The organism is Enterovibrio baiacu (assembly GCF_004120195.1).
GTDB lineage: Bacteria > Pseudomonadota > Gammaproteobacteria > Enterobacterales > Vibrionaceae > Enterovibrio > Enterovibrio baiacui.
The window spans coordinates 317,857-335,870 of sequence record NZ_SCHN01000009.1; the positions used below are offsets into that span (position 1 = coordinate 317,857).

The window sequence follows — 18,014 nt, forward strand, 5'->3', positions numbered from 1 at the left end:
CGGTCAGTCAGTCGGAATGTTTGCTGGGGCTATGAGTCCCATATCGCACCAAAGGCGGGAACGCCGCGGCTTTCCATTCCATAGACCACTTGTTGAGTCAGCTTTTGATTTGAAATGCAGATCACTGCTTCCGCATCGAATTTTTCATAGGCGGAGTAGGCCAGCTGCACCATGTCGGGTTTGCCGTCTTTGTCGGTATCCCAAATGATGGCATCAGGTTGTGCTTCGAGAATTTGGTCGACCAAGGCATCGCCGTAGGTTTTGCGCGGGTCGCGTGTTGACCATACCAAGAGCATCGGCAGTTTTTGTGCGAACAAGTGGGGCAAACAAGGCCCAATGCCGCTGCCCGTTGCGATGTAAACCACGCGCTTAAACAAGACTTCAATGTTTGCAACGCCTGCGGTTGGAATGCCTTTCACCCAGAGGTGAGTAGGCTTGTCATCAATCAATTTGCCCGTCCAATCTCCGGCACGAGACACGGTGAGTCGGTAGCCTGTTTCTGTTGGAGACGGCACGTTTGCAAAGTGGTGCCATTCCATGAGTGGTGAACGGCTGATGGCCATCGACGAGCCTGCAAATGGCGTCACACCATAATCAAACTTGAGTAATGCAACGTGATTCGAGGGTGTTGATATCTCGACGGGAACGCGCTTGAGTCGCATCCATGGCAGTGCCACGCTGAATGTCATGACAAACAAAGCCCAGATCGAGGGTGTGTTGAGCACGATGTCAGTCATGCTCATGTCCGGGTATTGGCTTAGGGTGAGTGTCAACGTTTGTGCCCAAAACAGAAGCAGCAAAGACCAACCGGCGAAGCGATGAGACGCTTCAAACGCATTGTGGTATTTCTTACGAATGTTCGGTGTTGCCATGGTGATCATGACAATGAGCACAGCAACAATGACCAGTGTGATGCTCATGCTGGTGGTTGAAACACCGCCCAGATTTTGGCTGTAGTGGTAAAGCAAACTACCAGCATAGACGGCAAACCAAAGGCTGCCGTTGATGGCGCAACCGCTATGTAAGCCGCCGTGGTGATAGACCTTCCCTAAATGCCAACGAATAGAGAGCGGCCATGTGGTCGGTGCGCGAGTGGCGAGCCAAAAGAGCAGGTTTATCACGTATTGTTGACGGATGATCACGGCAACGAAGAAGTTGGCTATCACCATATTGCTCACGTATTGAAGCTGAATGCCTTCCTTAGCAAACCAATTCCCCGTGGTGACGCCATAGATTAAGGCGATGACATTAAGAATGGAAACCATTGCGACAAGGCGCATGTAATGTTCAAGCTTAGGGTTTTTCCACATACGCTTGAGCTTGTGTTGCTTCGCTGGAAGCTCCGTCTGCGAATAGGGTGCCATCATGGGTACTGCTCTCCTTAAACGTCTTCAGAGCTGGGTGTAGCTGTTTGTGATTGAGGGGTTAACGCTGTCTCTCGTAGCGATGCGTTGTAAAGATCCAGCAATTTCCTCTTGTCTACTTTTCCACGAGGCGTTAGCGGCAATTCGTCAAACGTCATGATTTTTGTTGGTACGCAGTAGTATGGTAAGTGCGCTGAAACCTGTTTTTTTGCAAGCGTTTCGTCGATGTCTATCGGGGCGACAAAGGCGGCAACATGCTCGTTTGAGACTTTCAAGGTCACGGCTTGGCGGCAAGAAGGTAGACGCTCAATTACAGTAGATATGGCATCGAGTTCGACGCGAAAGCCTTTGATTTTGACTTGGTCATCGGTTCGACCGTGGTGTTCGAGTTCGCCATCTTCCGTCCAACGGCCTAAATCGCGGGTGCGAAACATGACGTGGCCATCCCCTAGAAATGGGTCGGTACGGTAGCGTTGTTGGCTGAGTGTGACGTTGGCGAGGTAGCCTTTCGTCACACAAATACCGCCTGCCCACATTTCCCCAACGTCGCCAATAGCGCATGGCGTGAGGTGTTCATCAAGGATGTACACCGTGTTGTTGGGCGTTGGTGTGCCAATGGTCAAAGGTCTGCCGATTTCATAGCGTTTCATGGTGTTCACTATGGTGGTTTCGGTTGGGCCACAGCAGTTGTAAAAATCACAAAATTCAGCCCATGTTTCGGCGAGAGGCTGCGGACACGGCTCGCCTGCCACCGCAACCACTTTTGTGTCTGTGCAGGCGCTGGCGTTGATGCTTGCGAGCACTGATGGTGTTGCGATGATGACATCTGCATTGCTGGCAGTGTGCTGAATGACCTTATCTCGAATCATTAAGGTGGCGCCGTTACAGAGTGCGCCATAGATTTCCCAGGCAGACATGTCGAAGGAAATACTGAGAAGTTGAGCGACACGTAATCCCGGTTTAATCCCGAGATTTCCAGGGGCGGTGAGCACAATGTTACAGACGTTTTTATGGGTGACTTGCACGCCATTGGGTGTGCCGGTCGTTCCTGATGTGAACAGAATGAAACAGGTATCATTAGTGTTGGCGGGGCGACGGCCCGATGTTGGCAGCGCACGAAACTCGAAAGACTTCATCAATGTGTCTAACGCGATCATTCGAACATCGGGCAGTTCTGGCATATCAGATAGATGATCGGATAGCGTGAGCACAACCTTCATTCTTGATAAGTTGGCGATATGTGCGAGTTGCGTTTTTGGCACCACGCCCGCGTGTTGAGGCACATAATTCGCCCCAATTTTCAGACAGGCAAACATGCCGACCAGCATGGGTATCGAGCGTGTCAGGAATACCCCAATTGAATCGCCCGGCTTCACGCCTGCTTGTAGCAACACCGTCGCGAGTTTCTCTGCATTGTCATTCAAATCGCTATAGGAAATTGAACGGCCACTGTGCATGGCGGCAATCGCATGTGGCCGTGTGGTGGCATGGTATTCAAATGCCCGATGTAGGGTGCTAAATGCGGGGGAGTCTTGCGGGCCTCGGCCAAACAAGACAAATTTTCGACGATCTTCTGCACTGAGGTTTGAAAGCGGCGTCAGATTAAAAAGTCGTTCGTTTCCCAAATGTCGAGAGTCAGGTGCTGGAGGATGTAGCACTGAGTTCAATATGACCGTCACTGGAGTGTCTCCTATTCATTATTCACGAGGACAATTTTCCGGCTTCTCGGGTGTCATCGTTTTTTCCGCTTGGTGCTATCGGAAAATGTATAGGGCAACTCTCACAAAATTCTCACAAAGGGTTCTCAATATATTAGTGAACCATGAAATATCATTAATTATAAAAAGGTTATTAAGAAAGCCATCATATAATGTTAGACAGCCTGTGCTCTGGTCTGTATAGCTTTTTGGGGTGTGCATTAGGATCAAAAAAGCCACTGCGGACAGTGGCTTTGAATGCAAGAAAGTTCTCACAAAAACACTAATTAACCTGAATGTTAAAGGTCTCTTTCTACGCTGGCTTCTCTGGGTTCAGCCTCGTCAGTTCGCCAAATTGTCCACCCCATTACCCCGAAAATGATGGTGACAATAGGGGATAGCCAACAGAAGAAATTGAAGGGAAGGTAAGCCAAGGTGGCTACGCCTAGCGTGGCGGCTTGGTATGCGCCTCCTGAGTTCCAAGGAACGAGGTTGGCGGTTACCGTTGCTGAATCTTCCACCGCTCGTGAGAGGTTTTCAGGTGCAAGCCCTCGCTCTCGATACGCCTCCGCGTAACTGCGCGCACTCATCACGATGGCCATGTATTGGTCACACAAAATGACGTTTGCACCGATACCCGTCAGCACGGTTGAAATCACCAGTGAGCCGGTTGATTTCGCCGCAGCGAGCACTTTATCCGCAATGACACGAAGCTGGTTTGTTCGCTCCATCACGCCACCAAACATCATGGCGACGATGATCAAGCTGATGGTATACATCATTGAGTCCATGCCACCACGAGACAGCAAAGAATCGACATCTTCAATGCCTGTCGCTGACGCATAACCGCCGAAAGCAACATTTGCGATGGCGTTGTAATCTGCACCTTGCAAGCCGGCTGCGCAAATGGCACCCGCAATCACACCCAACGCGATACCGGGAATGGCGGGCATTTTTTTGTACGACACAAACAAGACAAGAAACAAAGGCAAGAATAAAACGGGGTTGATGAAGAAGTTGCTATCCAGCGTTGTTAAAATGGTATTGATACGATCGATATTACTTCCCGTTGCGCTGTATTGCAGGCCGAGAACGGTTTCAATGATCAGGGTAATCGTGATGCTCACCCCGGTGGTGTAGGACATGTGTTTGATGTGGGTAAACAGATCGGTTCCCGCCATTGCAGGCGCGAGGTTGGTGGTATCTGACAGCGGTGACATTTTGTCGCCAAAATACGCCCCTGACAAAACAGCACCTGCGACGAGTGGCAATGGAAAACCTAAGCCTCCGCCAACACCCATCAGCGCGACACCGATTGTCCCTGTTGTTCCCCAACTTGTGCCTGTGGCGAGCGACGTCACCGCACAGATGATCACACATGCGGGTAAGAATACCTCTGGTGCGAGGATTTGTAGCCCGTAGTAAATCAAGGTTGGAACGACACCCGCCAATATCCAAACACCAATCAGCGAGCCAACAATCATCAAGATGATCATCGCGGGCAAGGCGTTATAAATGCCGTTCACCATGCCGCCTTGAATGTCTTTCCAAGAGAAGCCACAGCGAAGGGCAATGACACTGGCGACAACCACGCCGAGCATCATGGGGATTTGAGGATCTAGCCCATACATGACGATGGAGATACTGATCCCCACCACCAATGAGAGCAGTGAAATAATGGCTTCCCAGAAATGGGGAGCACGAGCACCTTCAGGTATATCAGTCTTCATGTTACCTCCGATTTGTGTACATCTATGACTGAATGAATAAATAACGTTGTTGTGCTCAGCCTGTTTTCCTCTGGCATCACGAATGGCGTGAAGAACCAAGTGAATTTGCGACGCGATCAGGCGCGGCAAAGGGCTAAGCGATGTACTTGGGCAAAGCTATGGCACGGTGTCTTCGGAGGGTTCTACATCGTTTTATCGATGCACTGTCCAAGGTTGCGTTGAGGTAACCAAGGTAGGGGAGAACTAACCAAGCGAAACTGTTTCGGCGGGATCGTATCCATGACGAGCAACAGCACTTTTCACACATGCTTTTATGATTTTTATAAGAGCGGTTGTTCTCAATGAACAGGGAAACCATGAAAAACGCGTAGGCATTGTTGTCAGTGGTTTCACTTGAGGGTAACGGCTAGGTGTCAGAAAAAGTGTTGAAGAAACGAGACTGAGTGCGGATTAGAAATGGCTTTTCATCCACGCCAAGAAAAAAACTAAGAAAAACAGCGGAAGTGACGATATTTCAAACGCTTGATTGAAATTAATGCCATGTTTTTACCTTGATAGCTGAATCGATTCTTCACAATGTTGCCGGGTCTCTGTGCATGTTGAATATGGGAGTTTACGAGAGGGAGCATTTGAGAGGCGAGAGGCGAGAGGCGAGAGGCGAGATTAGAGATAAGAGGTGCGAGATAAGAGATAGGAGATAAGAGATAAGAGATAAGAGATAAGAGATAAGCAGGCGGCGTGCCTGCTTATGGTTGATGATGTGTTTTGAAACCTCAGTGCATCGTTTGATGATTCACGAAACGAATACTCTCGCAGATACGTTGAGCATCTTCAAAGCGGGTTTCCTCATCAAGGTATATGCCTAGCTGAATGTAGCTCGAGTGCGAAAACGCGAAGCAATACAGGGAAGCAACGCGGTAATCATTGGTTTCTTCGAGCAATCGGTAACGATAAAGCAACACATCATTTTGATCTGTTTTAGAGACATCAAAGGCGTCTTCGGCTTGTTCTTCTTCCATCCATGCGAGCGCTTCCTCACGCGTTTCTTCTGGCTCTATGCCCCACACTGAACACCAAATGGTCATGCCTTGCTGCCAAAGCACTAAGTCTTCATCTTCAATTCGGCATTTGAATTCAGAAGGTAATTCAACAGACCATTCTTCCGTTAGCTTGTAGTGACCTGATCGTTCAGGGTATTGATCCATAGTCTGTATGCTTATTTTTATGGGTGATCTGACGACTCGCGCCAGAAATTAATGCGGTGAGGGTAGCATTAATTTCAATAGGAGATAATGACTTACCGATTTTTATGCATGTTGGGGGCTGAAAGGTGTGCAAAAAAGCAGATGCTCTTAGGGTTCAACATCGTGAGAGCATCAGGTGCTGTTTGCGTTGTTTAGCGTGTTTTGTTTGAGTGCTCCAAGGCCCAGCAGGGAGTGTCAGCAAAACGGGCCGCGTAGTAATCAATGAAAGCACGTACCTTGGGCGCGAGCTGGCGTGAGCTTGGGTACAGCGCCCAAATAGCCGTGTCAGATACCAGCGAGTAATCACAGAGAATCTCGACCAGTTCTCCTTTCTGAAGGTGTTCAAACACACTCCATGTGGAGTTGATAGCAATGCCAATGCCATCAAGGCAAGCATCGCGCACCACATCACCGCTGTCGGTTCTCAGAACGCTCTGCGTTTTCACGCTCTCTCTTCCGTTGGGTCCATCAAACACCCATTGGTCTAATTGAGAGAGGTGAATACAAAGGTGATCTTTCAAGTCTTTTGGTGATGTCGGTTCGCCGTATTTTTCTAAGTAAGCAGGCGAGGCGCAGATAACGCGACGGTCCGTCGCCAGCTTTCTCGCGATCAATGAAGAGTCTTTCAGTTCTGCATTTCGTATCGCGATATCAAACCCACCTTCGATCAAATCGACAATGGAATCAGAGAAACGAAAATCCAATTTCACATCAGGGTATTCAGCCAAGAAGCCTTTCAATGCGGGCATCAGGTGCATACGACCAAAGGACGCGGGTGCGGTCACCCTGAGGATGCCGCGTGGCGAACTCGCCCCAACACCCACCGAGGAGTAAGCCGCCTCAACGCTGGCTAACACGTCTTCGGCATAAGGAAGAAACGCATCGCCTTCTTCAGTCAGCGAGACCTTTCGCGTGGTTCTATGTACCAAGCGCACACCCAAGCATGTTTCAAGCTTGCTAATGTAGGCACTCGAAACGGCAGGAGAGAGCTCAAGTTCGCGGCCAGCAACGCTAATATTATTGGTAGAGGCGAGGCGTACGAAGAGTTTTAAATGATCAATGTTCATGCTTTGCTATTCCATAGCGTGGGAATAATCAAAAAGTTGATTATCAATGAATTCTATAAAGTGAATCTTTTATTAGGGTGATTATCAATTTATGAATATTTAATATTATGTAACGCATAAATGTGGACGATGCAAACGGTAACTTTTGAGTCACCTTGATGGTTTTGTGTTGAACAGGTATGGCTGATGACGTCCAATCGGACGTTGCCTCTCAGGCTAAAATTAAGGGAAGAAAAGACATGACGAAGAACATTCTCATTACAGGCGCGACCGACGGAATTGGCTTGGAAACAGCGAAAACGCTTGCTGCACAGGGACACAACTTGCTTATTCATGGCCGCAATGCAGCCAAACTTAGCGACGTGGAAAAAACGCTATCCGCCATGAGTAATGTCGGCACTGTTGAGAGCTTTATTGCGGATCTCACTGATTTAAACGATGTGGCTGAAATGGCGAATGCAGTGAAGCGCCGCTACAGCAAACTTGATGTACTGCTTAACAACGCGGGTGTCTTCCGCATGGCGGATCCGATCACCAAAGACGATATGGACGCGCGCTTTGTTGTGAACACCATCTCCCCTTACTTACTGACGCAAGCGCTACTGCCGATCATGGGTGCAAGCAGCCGTATCGTGAACTTGTCTTCAGCAGCACAGGCGCCAGTCAACCTTGATGCGCTCCTCGGCAAGGTAAAACTCAGCGATGAGTTTGAAGCTTATGCGCAAAGTAAATTGGCGATCACCATGTGGACGCGTGCCCTTGCCAACCAATGGGGTGATAACGGCCCCATGATTGTAGCGGTTAACCCAGGCTCAATGCTTGCCAGTAAAATGGTGAAAGAAGGCTTTGGCGTGGCGGGCAACGACTTGAGCATTGGTGTCGATATTCTGGTTCGCGCAGCGCTAAGCGAAGAGTTTGCCGATGCGTCGGGCAAGTATTTTGATAATGATGCACGTCGATTCGCACAGCCGCATTCAGAAGGCTTGAATGACCAGAAATCGCTCGAAGTCATCAAGGCGGTTGAATCCGTTATCGGTGCATAGTTACGAACACGGTTTTCGCTTTTGCGTGAATCGCAGATTCAAAGAAACAGGCTAGGTGTATACCTAGCCTGTTTTGTTTTCGCGGGAATCTAATGCATGAGGTGCTAGCGGATTGTCTGCCCTTTGGTGAAGACATATTGCCCAATCACGAGCACTTCGATATCCGTTGTGAAGAAGGTCATTACCGCGTCGTTTAAGCTCGACACAATCGGTTTCCCCATCACGTTCAAACTTGTGTTAATGATCACCGGCACACCCGTAATGTTCTCGAACGCTTCAATCAGATGATAAACGTGCTTGTTACGTTCTTCGGTGACGGATTGTAATCGTCCCGTGTTGTCGGCATGGCACACCGCAGAAACCGCCTCGCGAATGAGTGGTTTGAAGGTCGCGACTTTTTCCATGTAGGGTGTGTCGTGGTAGTTTTCAAAATACTCATCCCCTTTGTCTGCAAGGACCATCGGGGCGAAAGGGCGGAAAGGTTCACGGAATTTCACCGCTGCGTTAATTTTGGTTTTCATCTCAATCGAGCGTGAATCCGCAAGAATCGAACGATGACCTAATGCCCGTGGGCCAAACTCAGCACGGCCTTGTACCCACGCCACCACTTTTCCTTCAGCCATCATGTGCGCGACGTTTTGATAAAGGTCTTGCCAATCGTATTTATGGACATTGCCCATGCCGCTTTTTTCGATGAAGTTTTCAACCTCTTCTTCTGAAATCTCGTCCCCGAGGTACGGCGTTTGAAGGTGGTTTTGGATCACTTTTTCTGGGTAGTCTTGCTTGACGGCAAGAAGGGCCGCACCCACAGAATTGCCATCATCCCCTGGTGCGCAGGGGACAAAAATATCCTTGAAAGGCGTTTTTTCGATAACGCGGCCATTGAACGAGGAGTTCAGGGCGCATCCACCCGTAATGACGATATTGTCCATGCCAGTGATGTCATGGACATGGGTAAGGATTTCCGTCATGAGTTCGTTGAAATGGTATTGAGCGGTGTAGGCCAGATCTGCCGCTTCTTTCGGGAATTGCGCATAGGGGCGGGTATGAGGGCGAAGCGCCGCCAGCGCAGCTGTTGAACCTTCAGGCAGGGAGAGGTAGCCGTCTTTCACTGCAATATGCTTACGCAAAAGCGCGAGTACAGGCTCATTGAGTTTCCCGTAAGGCGCCAACCCCATTACCTTCCATTCTTCCCCTGAGTCCTGTGCGAACCCACATAGGCGACACACGGTGACACCATAATAAACCCCAAGGCTGGCTGATAATTGGTTTAACTCGCCGAGGTAGGCCGGTTTTGGACATTTTTCGAGCTTGTTGTTTTTGTAGATGAAGATGGATTGCGCAGAATCTTCCCCGTAACCGTCCATGACAAGGCAAGCCGCTTCATCAAAAGGGCTCGAGTAACAGGCAAAGGCTGCGTGGCTAGAGTGATGATCAAACTGACGGGTATCAGTGGTGAGGTTGAGCGCCATGGCTGCGCGTTTTGCACCGCCGCCGCCCATTTGAATGTTTGGCAGGAACACGTCATTCATGTTGTGTGTTTGCACGCCTTTGAATATGCCTGCGACTTCTCTCACGATCCCATCGTAATCCGCCATGGCGATATTATTGATCTCGCTACCCATTTTCTGAGGTGTATCTTCCGGCCAAGATTTACAGATAGTCAGGTGCGTGGCATCGGGTGCGTATTGCTTGATCAATTTAGCCAGTTTATACGGCTGATCTGGGCATACGCTAAAGCCGTGTTTTGTCTGTGTGTCACGTTCAACCGCTTGTGCATAAAGCACCTTGCCATCGCTATTTACTAGCGCGATTGAGTTGTCATGTCCGGTGCAAGATATGCCTAAATACATAAATCCCTCTTAATCCTTCCCCCATCCTGTGGAGGTTATCGTCATCATTGGTGTCTGACTCGAATATACCGTCCAGATAAATGGACAAATACGTGGCGAGTTTTACTTCAATCGCAAATAGAACAAATAAAAGGGCAGGTTTTGACGGTAGTGGGATTTGGCTAGAAAAAGGGGGTGAAAAGCGCAGCGAATAGAGCATTAAAGAAAAAGCCAGAGCGGGTGCTCTGGCTTGGACATTCAGATCAGAATGTAAGGAAACGATTAGCGGGAATTAACGGCGCTTTGGTTTCTTGAATACACGGCCAGCGGCGGCGTATGTGTCGCGATCTGTGATTTCAAATTGGGTATAGAAGAACCACGCAACGAATACCATCACGTCTTCGCCCACATTCATCACGTGCTCGACGAATTCTTCTTCTTCACCGGCATCGTTTTGTTCAGTGAATACATGGTAAACACGGTTTTCACCTTCTACTTCTGCCAATGCAAATTGACCCGTCATAGCACTTGCTGCCGCCGCGACTTCTTCGTCTTCACACGCTTTAAGCACCTCGAGTGCTTCTGGCAGGCTGGTTTTTTCACTCAGGGCTTTTACCAGTGTTTCGAATTCTTGCTGTTCCATAATGGAATCCTATTGGTAAGGATATAAACGGAAAATGCCCGGTTGAACCGGGCATTTTCTAACGCAGAATGAAGATTACTCTTCGATTTCAGCGTTGTGGTATACGTTCTGAACGTCATCACAGTCGTTCAACATATCCAAGAACTTGTCGAATGCTGCAACATCGTCGCCAGCAACCGCTGTCATGGTTTGTGGAACAAACGTGATTTCTTCAACGTCTAGCGTGACCTCTGGCATAGACTCAGCCAGTGCGCTTTTCACTTTGAAGAATTCAGTGTGCGGTGCGAATACAGTGATCACGCCGTCTTCACATTCGATGTCAGTCACGTCTGCGTCTGCCATCATCAGGTTCTCAAGTACTGCTTCCTCGTCATCACCCTTGAACTGGAATACCGCTTGGTGATCGAACATGTGAGCAACAGTACCTGGGCCACCAATTTTAGAGTGGGTTTTCACGAAGCACTGACGTACTTCCATGTAGGTACGGTTGTTGTTGTCAGTAAGACAGTCAACAATCACAGAGCAGTTACCTGGGCCGAAACCTTCGTAGCGTGCAACTTCATAGTTCTCACCACCACCACCAGCTGCTTTCTCGATCGCTTTGTCGATAACGTGTGCTGGAACCTGATCTTTCTTCGCTTTTTCGATCATGCGCTTTAGAGACAGGTTGGTATCAGGGTCGCCACCGCCGTTCTTCGCGATAACGTAGATTTCTTTACCGTACTTAGAGTACAGCTTAACTTTGGCGCCTTGTGTTTTCGCCATTGAAGCTTTACGAACTTCGAAACTGCGTCCCATGGGGGGTCACTCTCTTTACTTGCTGTGATAATGCGGGCGATTTTATCAATCCCTGCTTTGGTTTTTCCAGCTTTAAACGCAATGTTCTGTGAACAAATGCCAAATAAACCTGCTTGAATGCACTTTTTTCACTCAGCTGAATGGAAATTGTTCAGACGAGAGAGGGGAGTTGTTACGGCTATTTACCTCTCTACACACATTCATTAACCCCGTTTGCTATTTTGTCACGCGCATCGTCAGGTGATTAATCCACCACTGCGTTGCAAGTCGATGTAACAGCACCACGTAATTCTCATGTTATCGAGGAAAAAGGTGGCGATTTACCGGGGTTTAAGGCCATGAATTCGCGTCAGCCTTTGGCATCATTTAACGGTTGATTCAAAAATGAGTCAGGCAAGTGTGAACGTATCGACTAACCCTAATAAGGCCTGAATTCATTCATCTAGCGGTGTTATGTTTGCCGATTCGCACGTATTTGGACAGTGAGCGCCAAGAAAGCGGATAATTTAGGCGTTATTTCTATCTTTATGATTATTAAGTAATAAAGCGCAATCCTTTTTTCCTGCGCTACACTTCAGTATGCATATGTGTCTCATAAATAATAATGCGTAGTGAATGGCAAGGAATAGTTGTGATCAATGTTACATAAACGTGAATATGCGGTTGTTGCCGCCTAGTACATTTCCCTAACATCAACCAAAAGAAAGCGCTTTCTTTTATGAGTTTTCCTGTTTCAAACGTTGGCGATGAGCGTGGTATTTCGACGAGAAGCGGTGAGAGAGCGAAGGGATGTGTGGCGCGAAGCCGATGTGAATCGAGCCGTGCCTCTCTGACTAACCGATAATTAAGGACGATTTCATGCTAAACAAAACCATTCTGGCATCGTGTATTTTTAGTGCCTTCATCGTATCTGGCGTTCATGCGGCAGACGTAAAACAAGGCGGCACGTTAACCGTCCCTGTTATCAATACTGGCTTTGTTGAAAACTTCAATCCTTACACAACGAAAGACCTCGTTAATGGTGTGATTTACGAACCGCTCGTCGTGTTTAACAACATGACAGGTGAAACACACTACCGCCTTGCAGAATCTGCAGAATATTCCGATGACCTCAGCACCTTAACGGTAAAAATGCGTGACGGCATGAAATGGTCTGACGGACAGCCACTCACTGCAGAAGACGTCGTGTTTAGCTTTGAATTGACGAAAACCAACCCAGCATTCGACCTGAAAGGCATTTGGTCAGGTGGTGTAATCAAATCGGTTGAAGCAACTGACGACAACGCGGTTGTGTTTACGCTCAACAAACCTGATTCGACCTTTATTTGGAATTTAGAGGCTTACCACATCTTGCCGAAGCATGTGTGGTCTTCGGTGGAAAATGCTACCACTTACACCAATCCAAATCCTGTGGGCAGTGGCCCAATGACCACGGTTAAGTTCCTCAAGCCTCAGCAGATGGAACTGTGTCGTAACCCGAATTACTACCTCGAAGGCAAACCGCATTTGGATTGTGTGAACTTCCGTTCGTACAACGATAACTCTCAGATTCAACCTGCACTGATCAAAGGTGAAATTGATTGGGGTTCAAACTTCATCGCGGATGTGGAATCCACGTTTGTTAAGCGTGATAAAGACAACCACTTCTATTGGTACCCAGCGAACGATGCTATTCACCTTTACATGAACACCAAAGAAGCACCGTTTGACAATTTGCAGGTGCGCCAAGCCCTGTCAATGGCGCTTGATCGCGAAGCCATTGTTGATATTGCAGCCTACGGCTACCCAACCGCGAACTTTAATCCGGGCGGCATTGGTGATTTGTACGCAAACCACATCAGTGACGATGTGTCTGCGAAATACGGTTACCTCACCGAGTTTAATCAAGATAAAGCCAATGAACTGTTAGACGCTGCGGGTCTGAAAGATCAAGACGGCGATGGCTTCCGTGACCTGCCAAATGGTGACCCGTTTGAGTTTAATATTCAGGTGGTTAACGGCTGGACGGATTGGATCCAAGTGGTTCAGATGGTCGGTGAGTACTACGAAGAAGTGGGCGTGAAAGCCAAAGTGAAAACAGTGGATTGGTCGGTGTACGACAAATCGCTGAAGCAGAGCAATTACAAAATGGCGATCAACTGGTCGCTGGTGGCTACCAACCCAATCCTGACGTATCAAGAGTACTTTGATACGGCGCGAATCGGCACGAGCTGGCACGCAGGTCACGGTGTGAACTCTCCTGACATTGATGCCCTGATTAACGCATTTGGTCAAGCCGGTGATGAAGCCGAGCAGAAAGAAATTCTCGATAAGCTGCAAGCATTTACTGCTGAGAACTTGCCGTTTATTCCTTTGTTCTCAAACCCAACGTGGTTCCAGTACAGCACCAAACGTATTGAAGGTTGGCCAACGGAGCAAGACCCGTATATCCAACCTGTCTGGTACGACGGTGGTAAGCGCGTGATCATCTTGAATAACCTGCACTTGAAATAGAACAAACAGCAGACGTATTCCAGGTAGAGACCTTGGTGCGCTTTTTGAGCGCACCGGTGAAGGAGCAAAGCGATGTCATTTTTATTTCGGCGGTTCATGTTTTATTTCACCGCCTTCTTCATTGCTATTACGTTCAACTTTATGTTGCCGCGTCTCATGCCTGGCGATCCGGTTGAAGCGTTGTTTGCTGCTGCACAAGGCCGAATGGACCCGTCTCAGATGGATGCAGTGCGTGAAATGTACGGCTTCCTTGATGGCAACATCTTTACGCAGTATTTGGCGTACATCAAAAGCGTGTTCACCTTGGATTTAGGACCATCGGTATTGATGTTCCCCGTGAGTGTGTCGGAAGTGATTTCAAATGCCTTGCCGTGGACCTTGTTCCTCGCGCTGGGTTCGCTGATTGTTGCGTTGATCATCGGTGTCAGCATTGGTGCGTATGCATCGTATCGCCGTACAGGGCTTTTTGGCCAAATCGCGCCGCCGTTGTTGGCGTTTATCAGTAACTTCCCGTACGTCGTGACTGCGTTGTTTTTGTTCTACTTTTTCGCATTGCAACTGGAATGGTTGCCGTTGGCGTATACCTACGACCCATCACTGGATCCGGGGTTTACGCTTGAATTTATCGGCAGTGTGTTGAAACACGCGATATTGCCGGTTGGCTCGATGGTGATTGTGGGCATCGCGACATGGGTATTTAACATGCGTAACGCCATGATCAACGTGCTGGGTGAAGATTATGTCACCATGGCGGAAGCCAAAGGGTTGAGCAGTGTGCGAGTGATGAGTCGCTATGCGGGCCGAAATGCCATATTGCCTGTTGCGACAGCCATCGCGATGGCCATTGGCTTTTCGTTTGCAGGCTCGATCATGACCGAGGTGGTGTTTAACTACCAAGGGCTGGGCAATGTGCTGCTTAAAGGCATTGTCGCGCGCGATTATCCGTTGATTCAGGCGATTCTCCTGATTCTGGTTACGGCGGTGCTGACCGCGAATTTCATCGCCGACATCTTGTATGTTTGGCTTGACCCACGCATTTCAAATTAAGGGGAGCAGCATGGATAAAACAGCCACAGAAACCCAAGATTTGAACGCGCCTAACCCTTCGCAGGGGCCGCGTATGCAGGCGCAAAAGCCAATGTCGGGGATGAAGAAATTCAAGCGTGTGCTCGGTTCGATATACGCATTTTTTTACGGCAACCCGCCGGCCATTATTGGCGGCTTGTTGCTGGCGATTGTTTTCTCAGGCGCGCTGTTTGCGTCTGCTATTGCACCGTACAAAGCGGAAAAGCGTGTGGCGCGTCCACACCAGCCGCCAAGTGCTGAACACATTATGGGCACCACGCGCAGTGGGCGAGATGTGTTTAGCCAAGTGTTGGTCGGTGCAAGAAAAACACTGTCTGTCTCAATTGCTGCTGGCCTTATTGCCATGACCATCGCCGTGCTCGTCGGTGTGTCTGCAGGCTACTTCGGTGGGCGCATTGATGAACGACTCAATTTTATGACCAATGTGTTTTTGGTATTCCCTCAACTCCCGTTGTTGATTGTTCTGGCCGCCTTTCTTGGGCAAGTGGGGTCCGTCGTCATCACGATATTGCTAGGCATTACGTCCTGGCCATGGGGAGCAAGGGTGATTCGCGCACAAACCATGGCCATTCGTAATAAAGAATTCATTCTTTCTGCGGAAGTCATGGGCGAATCGAAAATACGCATCATTTTGGTCGAGATTTTGCCCAACCTTGTTTCCATCGTATTTGGCGGTTTCTTGGGTACTGTCATTTATGCAATGGGCTCAGAGGCAGGGTTGGGCTTTTTAGGACTGGGTGACGCGACAGAAGTCAGTTGGGGTTCCATGTTGTACTGGGCTCAAACGTCGTCGGCACTCTACACAGGCGCGTGGTGGGAAATGTTAGTGCCAGCCATGGCGTTAGCCATCACGGGCGGGGCGTTCGCCATGATTAACATGTCGATAGACCAAGTCAGTAATCCGAAGCTGAAAACGGGGCCGCACATTAAGCTCTGGAGCAAGCTGAAGAAAGAAGTCGATAAGAAGAGGGGGCTGTGATGTCAGACATCATCGGAACGGCATCAAACGCCAAGCCGCCTTTGCTTGAGATTAATAATCTTTGTGTGGACTACGTTTCGCCGAACGGCATTGCCCGTGCGGTGAATAACGTTAGCGTGAGCATAGCGGAAGGGGAAACCCTCGGCCTTGCAGGTGAATCCGGTTGTGGAAAGAGCACGCTCGCGTTTGCAATTTCACGTCTTCACAAAGCACCGGCACTGATTTCAGAAGGGGAGATCCTCTACAAGGGTCAAGACATTCTGAAAATGAACGACAAGGCATTGCGCGCGTTTCGTTGGAACGAAGCGTCTGTCGTGTTTCAAAGTGCCATGAACTCGCTCAACCCCGTGATTACAATTGGTGAGCAGATCACTGACGTGATTCAAGCGCACAAAAAGGTGTCACTGAAAGAAGCGCTCGATAAAGGGGCTGAGCTTTTGCAGATTGTGGGCATTCACCCTGACCGTTTGACCGCGTTTCCGCACCAGTTAAGTGGTGGTATGCGTCAACGTGTGGTGATTGCCATAGCGCTCGCGCTTGAGCCGAAGCTGATCATCATGGATGAGCCAACCACGGCGCTTGATGTGGTCGTAGAACGTGAAATTTTGAATGAGCTGTATGAACTGAAAGCCAAGTTTGGCTTCTCGATTTTGTTCATCAGCCACGATTTGAGTTTGATGGGCGAGATTGCCGATCGCATCGGTGTGATGTACGCCGGCAACATCATTGAAATTGGCGATGCTGAGACGGTGTTTGAATCGCCGCAGCATCCGTATACGCAGGGGCTGCTTTCTTCTTTCCCGACCATTCATGGGCCGAAAGAGCGCCTGTATGGGATCCCGGGTAACCCTGTGAACCTGTTGAACATGCCGCAGGGGTGCAATTTCCAAGAGCGTTGTACGAAATGCTTCGAACCATGCACCCAGAATGAACCGTCGCTGAAAGCCATTGGGCCTCAGCACCACGTTTCCTGTCATTTAACGTAAGCGACGAGAAGAACAGCGATGGACGATAGCGCAGCGATGAACAAGAAAGAAACCATCCTTTCGATTAAAAATCTGGTGATGGATTTTGCCATCGGGCATTCCTCTAAAGGGAATGTGATGCGCGCTGTGAATGACGTTTCCTTTGATTTGAACAAAGGGGAAGCCCTCGCCATTGTGGGCGAATCAGGGTCGGGAAAAAGCACGGGTGCGCGCATTTTGACGCGTATCTACAAAGAAACAGCAGGTAAGATTTCGTTCAAGGGAAAACCGTTAGCAGACTATGTGTCTGAAAACGGAGCACTTGAATACGCACGTCAAGTTCAGATGATTTTTCAAGACCCGTTTGGGTCGCTGAACCCCGTGCATACCATTCATCACCATGTGGCTAGGCCATTGCTGATCCACAAACGTGCGACCAAACGTGATGTGTCGCAAAAGGTGCATGAATTGCTCGAGCTGGTGGGTTTATCGCCCGCGATTGAAACGGCTCAGAAGTATCCGCATGAATTGAGTGGCGGCCAGCGCCAGCGTGTTGCAATTGCACGCGCTATTGCTGTCGACCCTGAAGTCATTTTGGCGGATGAACCGATTTCAATGCTGGATGTCTCCGTACGTCTTGGCATTTTAAACCTGATGGCCGATCTGAAAGACAAACATGGGATCGCCTTCATGTATATCACTCATGACATCGCAACCGCTCGCTATTTTGCTGAGAAGACCGCAGTAATGTATGTCGGTCATATGGTTGAATGGGGTCATAGCGACAGTGTGACGCAAAACCCGCAGCACCCGTATTCTAAGCTTCTGCTATCAGCAGTGCCGGAAGTGGGGCGTCGAGGAAAGCGCGAACTCTCTGTCAAAAAGGGTGATATACCGCTATGGAAACCGAGCAGCGTAGGGTGCCCTTACGCGTCGCGTTGTCCAGTCGCAACAGAGGTGTGTACACAAGAAATGCCAGATGCCACGGAAGTGCAGGCTGGTCATTTTGCAAGGTGTCATCACCTCTAAATTTTTTAGCGTTAAAGAAAGCGCTTTCTTTTTAGGAACCGAGA

The 18,014-nt window shown here is 49.0% G+C and carries 14 protein-coding genes; 6 read left to right on the forward strand and 8 right to left on the reverse strand.

What is annotated here, in order from left to right; all coding sequences use genetic code 11:
• Positions 1-29: 29 nt before the first annotated feature.
• The 5 genes from EQP46_RS10995 to EQP46_RS11015 form a co-directional block, all read right to left on the reverse strand.
• Positions 30-1,367 carry a ferredoxin reductase domain-containing protein gene (locus EQP46_RS10995; RefSeq protein ID WP_129493682.1) on the reverse strand — a complete coding sequence of 446 codons (1,338 nt, stop codon included), beginning with the start codon at positions 1,365-1,367 and terminating at the stop codon, positions 30-32.
• A gap of 14 nt (positions 1,368-1,381) precedes the next feature.
• Complete coding sequence (locus EQP46_RS11000; protein ID WP_129493683.1) at positions 1,382-3,043, reverse strand: AMP-binding protein; 1,662 nt, start codon at positions 3,041-3,043, stop codon at positions 1,382-1,384.
• Positions 3,044-3,360: 317 nt separating this feature from the next.
• Positions 3,361-4,791, reverse strand: a complete 1,431-nt coding sequence (gene nhaC, locus EQP46_RS11005) for a Na+/H+ antiporter NhaC (protein ID WP_129493684.1) — start codon at positions 4,789-4,791, stop codon at positions 3,361-3,363.
• A 773-nt stretch (positions 4,792-5,564) separates the two neighbouring features.
• Positions 5,565-5,996, reverse strand: a complete 432-nt coding sequence (locus EQP46_RS11010) for a hypothetical protein (protein ID WP_129493685.1) — start codon at positions 5,994-5,996, stop codon at positions 5,565-5,567.
• A 191-nt stretch (positions 5,997-6,187) separates the two neighbouring features.
• Positions 6,188-7,102 carry a LysR family transcriptional regulator gene (locus EQP46_RS11015; protein ID WP_129493686.1) on the reverse strand — a complete coding sequence of 305 codons (915 nt, stop codon included), beginning with the start codon at positions 7,100-7,102 and terminating at the stop codon, positions 6,188-6,190.
• A gap of 239 nt (positions 7,103-7,341) precedes the next feature.
• Between EQP46_RS11015 and EQP46_RS11020 the strand changes: the two genes are divergently transcribed.
• A complete protein-coding gene (locus EQP46_RS11020; RefSeq protein WP_129493687.1) occupies positions 7,342-8,145 on the forward strand; it encodes an SDR family NAD(P)-dependent oxidoreductase in 804 nt (267 codons plus the stop codon).
• Positions 8,146-8,249: 104 nt separating this feature from the next.
• Here EQP46_RS11020 and EQP46_RS11025 read toward each other — a convergent pair whose 3' ends face one another.
• The 3 genes from EQP46_RS11025 to EQP46_RS11035 form a co-directional block, all read right to left on the reverse strand.
• Positions 8,250-9,998 (reverse strand): carbamoyltransferase family protein, encoded by a 1,749-nt coding sequence (locus EQP46_RS11025; RefSeq protein ID WP_129493688.1) that lies wholly within the window; start codon positions 9,996-9,998, stop codon positions 8,250-8,252.
• Between the two features lie 271 nt (positions 9,999-10,269).
• The gene (locus EQP46_RS11030) at positions 10,270-10,620 is read right to left on the reverse strand and encodes a hypothetical protein (protein ID WP_102258913.1); all 351 of its coding nucleotides are present in this window, start codon (positions 10,618-10,620) and stop codon (positions 10,270-10,272) included.
• 75 nt (positions 10,621-10,695) lie between these two features.
• Positions 10,696-11,418, reverse strand: coding sequence for a YebC/PmpR family DNA-binding transcriptional regulator (locus EQP46_RS11035; RefSeq protein ID WP_129493689.1), 723 nt, complete (start codon positions 11,416-11,418; stop codon positions 10,696-10,698).
• A gap of 858 nt (positions 11,419-12,276) precedes the next feature.
• Between EQP46_RS11035 and EQP46_RS11040 the strand changes: the two genes are divergently transcribed.
• From EQP46_RS11040 to EQP46_RS11060, 5 genes are all read left to right on the forward strand, one after another.
• Positions 12,277-13,911, forward strand: a complete 1,635-nt coding sequence (locus EQP46_RS11040) for an ABC transporter substrate-binding protein (protein WP_129493690.1) — start codon at positions 12,277-12,279, stop codon at positions 13,909-13,911.
• A 72-nt stretch (positions 13,912-13,983) separates the two neighbouring features.
• A complete protein-coding gene (locus tag EQP46_RS11045) occupies positions 13,984-14,958 on the forward strand; it encodes an ABC transporter permease (RefSeq protein WP_026025142.1) in 975 nt (324 codons plus the stop codon).
• 10 nt (positions 14,959-14,968) lie between these two features.
• Positions 14,969-15,976, forward strand: a complete 1,008-nt coding sequence (locus tag EQP46_RS11050; RefSeq protein ID WP_129493691.1) for an ABC transporter permease — start codon at positions 14,969-14,971, stop codon at positions 15,974-15,976.
• On the forward strand, positions 15,976-16,962 hold the full coding sequence (locus EQP46_RS11055; protein ID WP_129493692.1) for an ABC transporter ATP-binding protein: 987 nt from the start codon (positions 15,976-15,978) through the stop codon (positions 16,960-16,962). The genes EQP46_RS11050 and EQP46_RS11055 overlap by 1 nt, the downstream gene beginning before the upstream one ends.
• Positions 16,963-16,980: 18 nt before the next feature.
• A complete protein-coding gene (locus EQP46_RS11060) occupies positions 16,981-17,970 on the forward strand; it encodes an ABC transporter ATP-binding protein (protein WP_181955866.1) in 990 nt (329 codons plus the stop codon).
• Positions 17,971-18,014: the final 44 nt, after the last annotated feature.

Excerpts from the sequence above, each read along its gene's own strand:
- EQP46_RS11055 (WP_129493692.1), top strand. The coding sequence starts at position 15,976 with ATGTCAGACATCATCGGAACGGCATCAAACGCCAAGCCGCCTTTGCTT.
- EQP46_RS11045 (WP_026025142.1), top strand. The coding sequence starts at position 13,984 with ATGTCATTTTTATTTCGGCGGTTCATGTTTTATTTCACCGCCTTCTTC.
- EQP46_RS11020 (WP_129493687.1), top strand. The coding sequence starts at position 7,342 with ATGACGAAGAACATTCTCATTACAGGCGCGACCGACGGAATTGGCTTG.
- nhaC (WP_129493684.1), bottom strand. The coding sequence starts at position 4,791 with ATGAAGACTGATATACCTGAAGGTGCTCGTGCTCCCCATTTCTGGGAA.
- EQP46_RS11010 (WP_129493685.1), bottom strand. The coding sequence starts at position 5,996 with ATGGATCAATACCCTGAACGATCAGGTCACTACAAGCTAACGGAAGAA.
- EQP46_RS11050 (WP_129493691.1), top strand. The coding sequence starts at position 14,969 with ATGGATAAAACAGCCACAGAAACCCAAGATTTGAACGCGCCTAACCCT.
- EQP46_RS10995 (WP_129493682.1), bottom strand. The coding sequence starts at position 1,367 with ATGATGGCACCCTATTCGCAGACGGAGCTTCCAGCGAAGCAACACAAG.
- EQP46_RS11060 (WP_181955866.1), top strand. The coding sequence starts at position 16,981 with ATGGACGATAGCGCAGCGATGAACAAGAAAGAAACCATCCTTTCGATT.
- EQP46_RS11040 (WP_129493690.1), top strand. The coding sequence starts at position 12,277 with ATGCTAAACAAAACCATTCTGGCATCGTGTATTTTTAGTGCCTTCATC.
- EQP46_RS11035 (WP_129493689.1), bottom strand. The coding sequence starts at position 11,418 with ATGGGACGCAGTTTCGAAGTTCGTAAAGCTTCAATGGCGAAAACACAA.
- EQP46_RS11015 (WP_129493686.1), bottom strand. The coding sequence starts at position 7,102 with ATGAACATTGATCATTTAAAACTCTTCGTACGCCTCGCCTCTACCAAT.
- EQP46_RS11025 (WP_129493688.1), bottom strand. The coding sequence starts at position 9,998 with ATGTATTTAGGCATATCTTGCACCGGACATGACAACTCAATCGCGCTA.
- EQP46_RS11030 (WP_102258913.1), bottom strand. The coding sequence starts at position 10,620 with ATGGAACAGCAAGAATTCGAAACACTGGTAAAAGCCCTGAGTGAAAAA.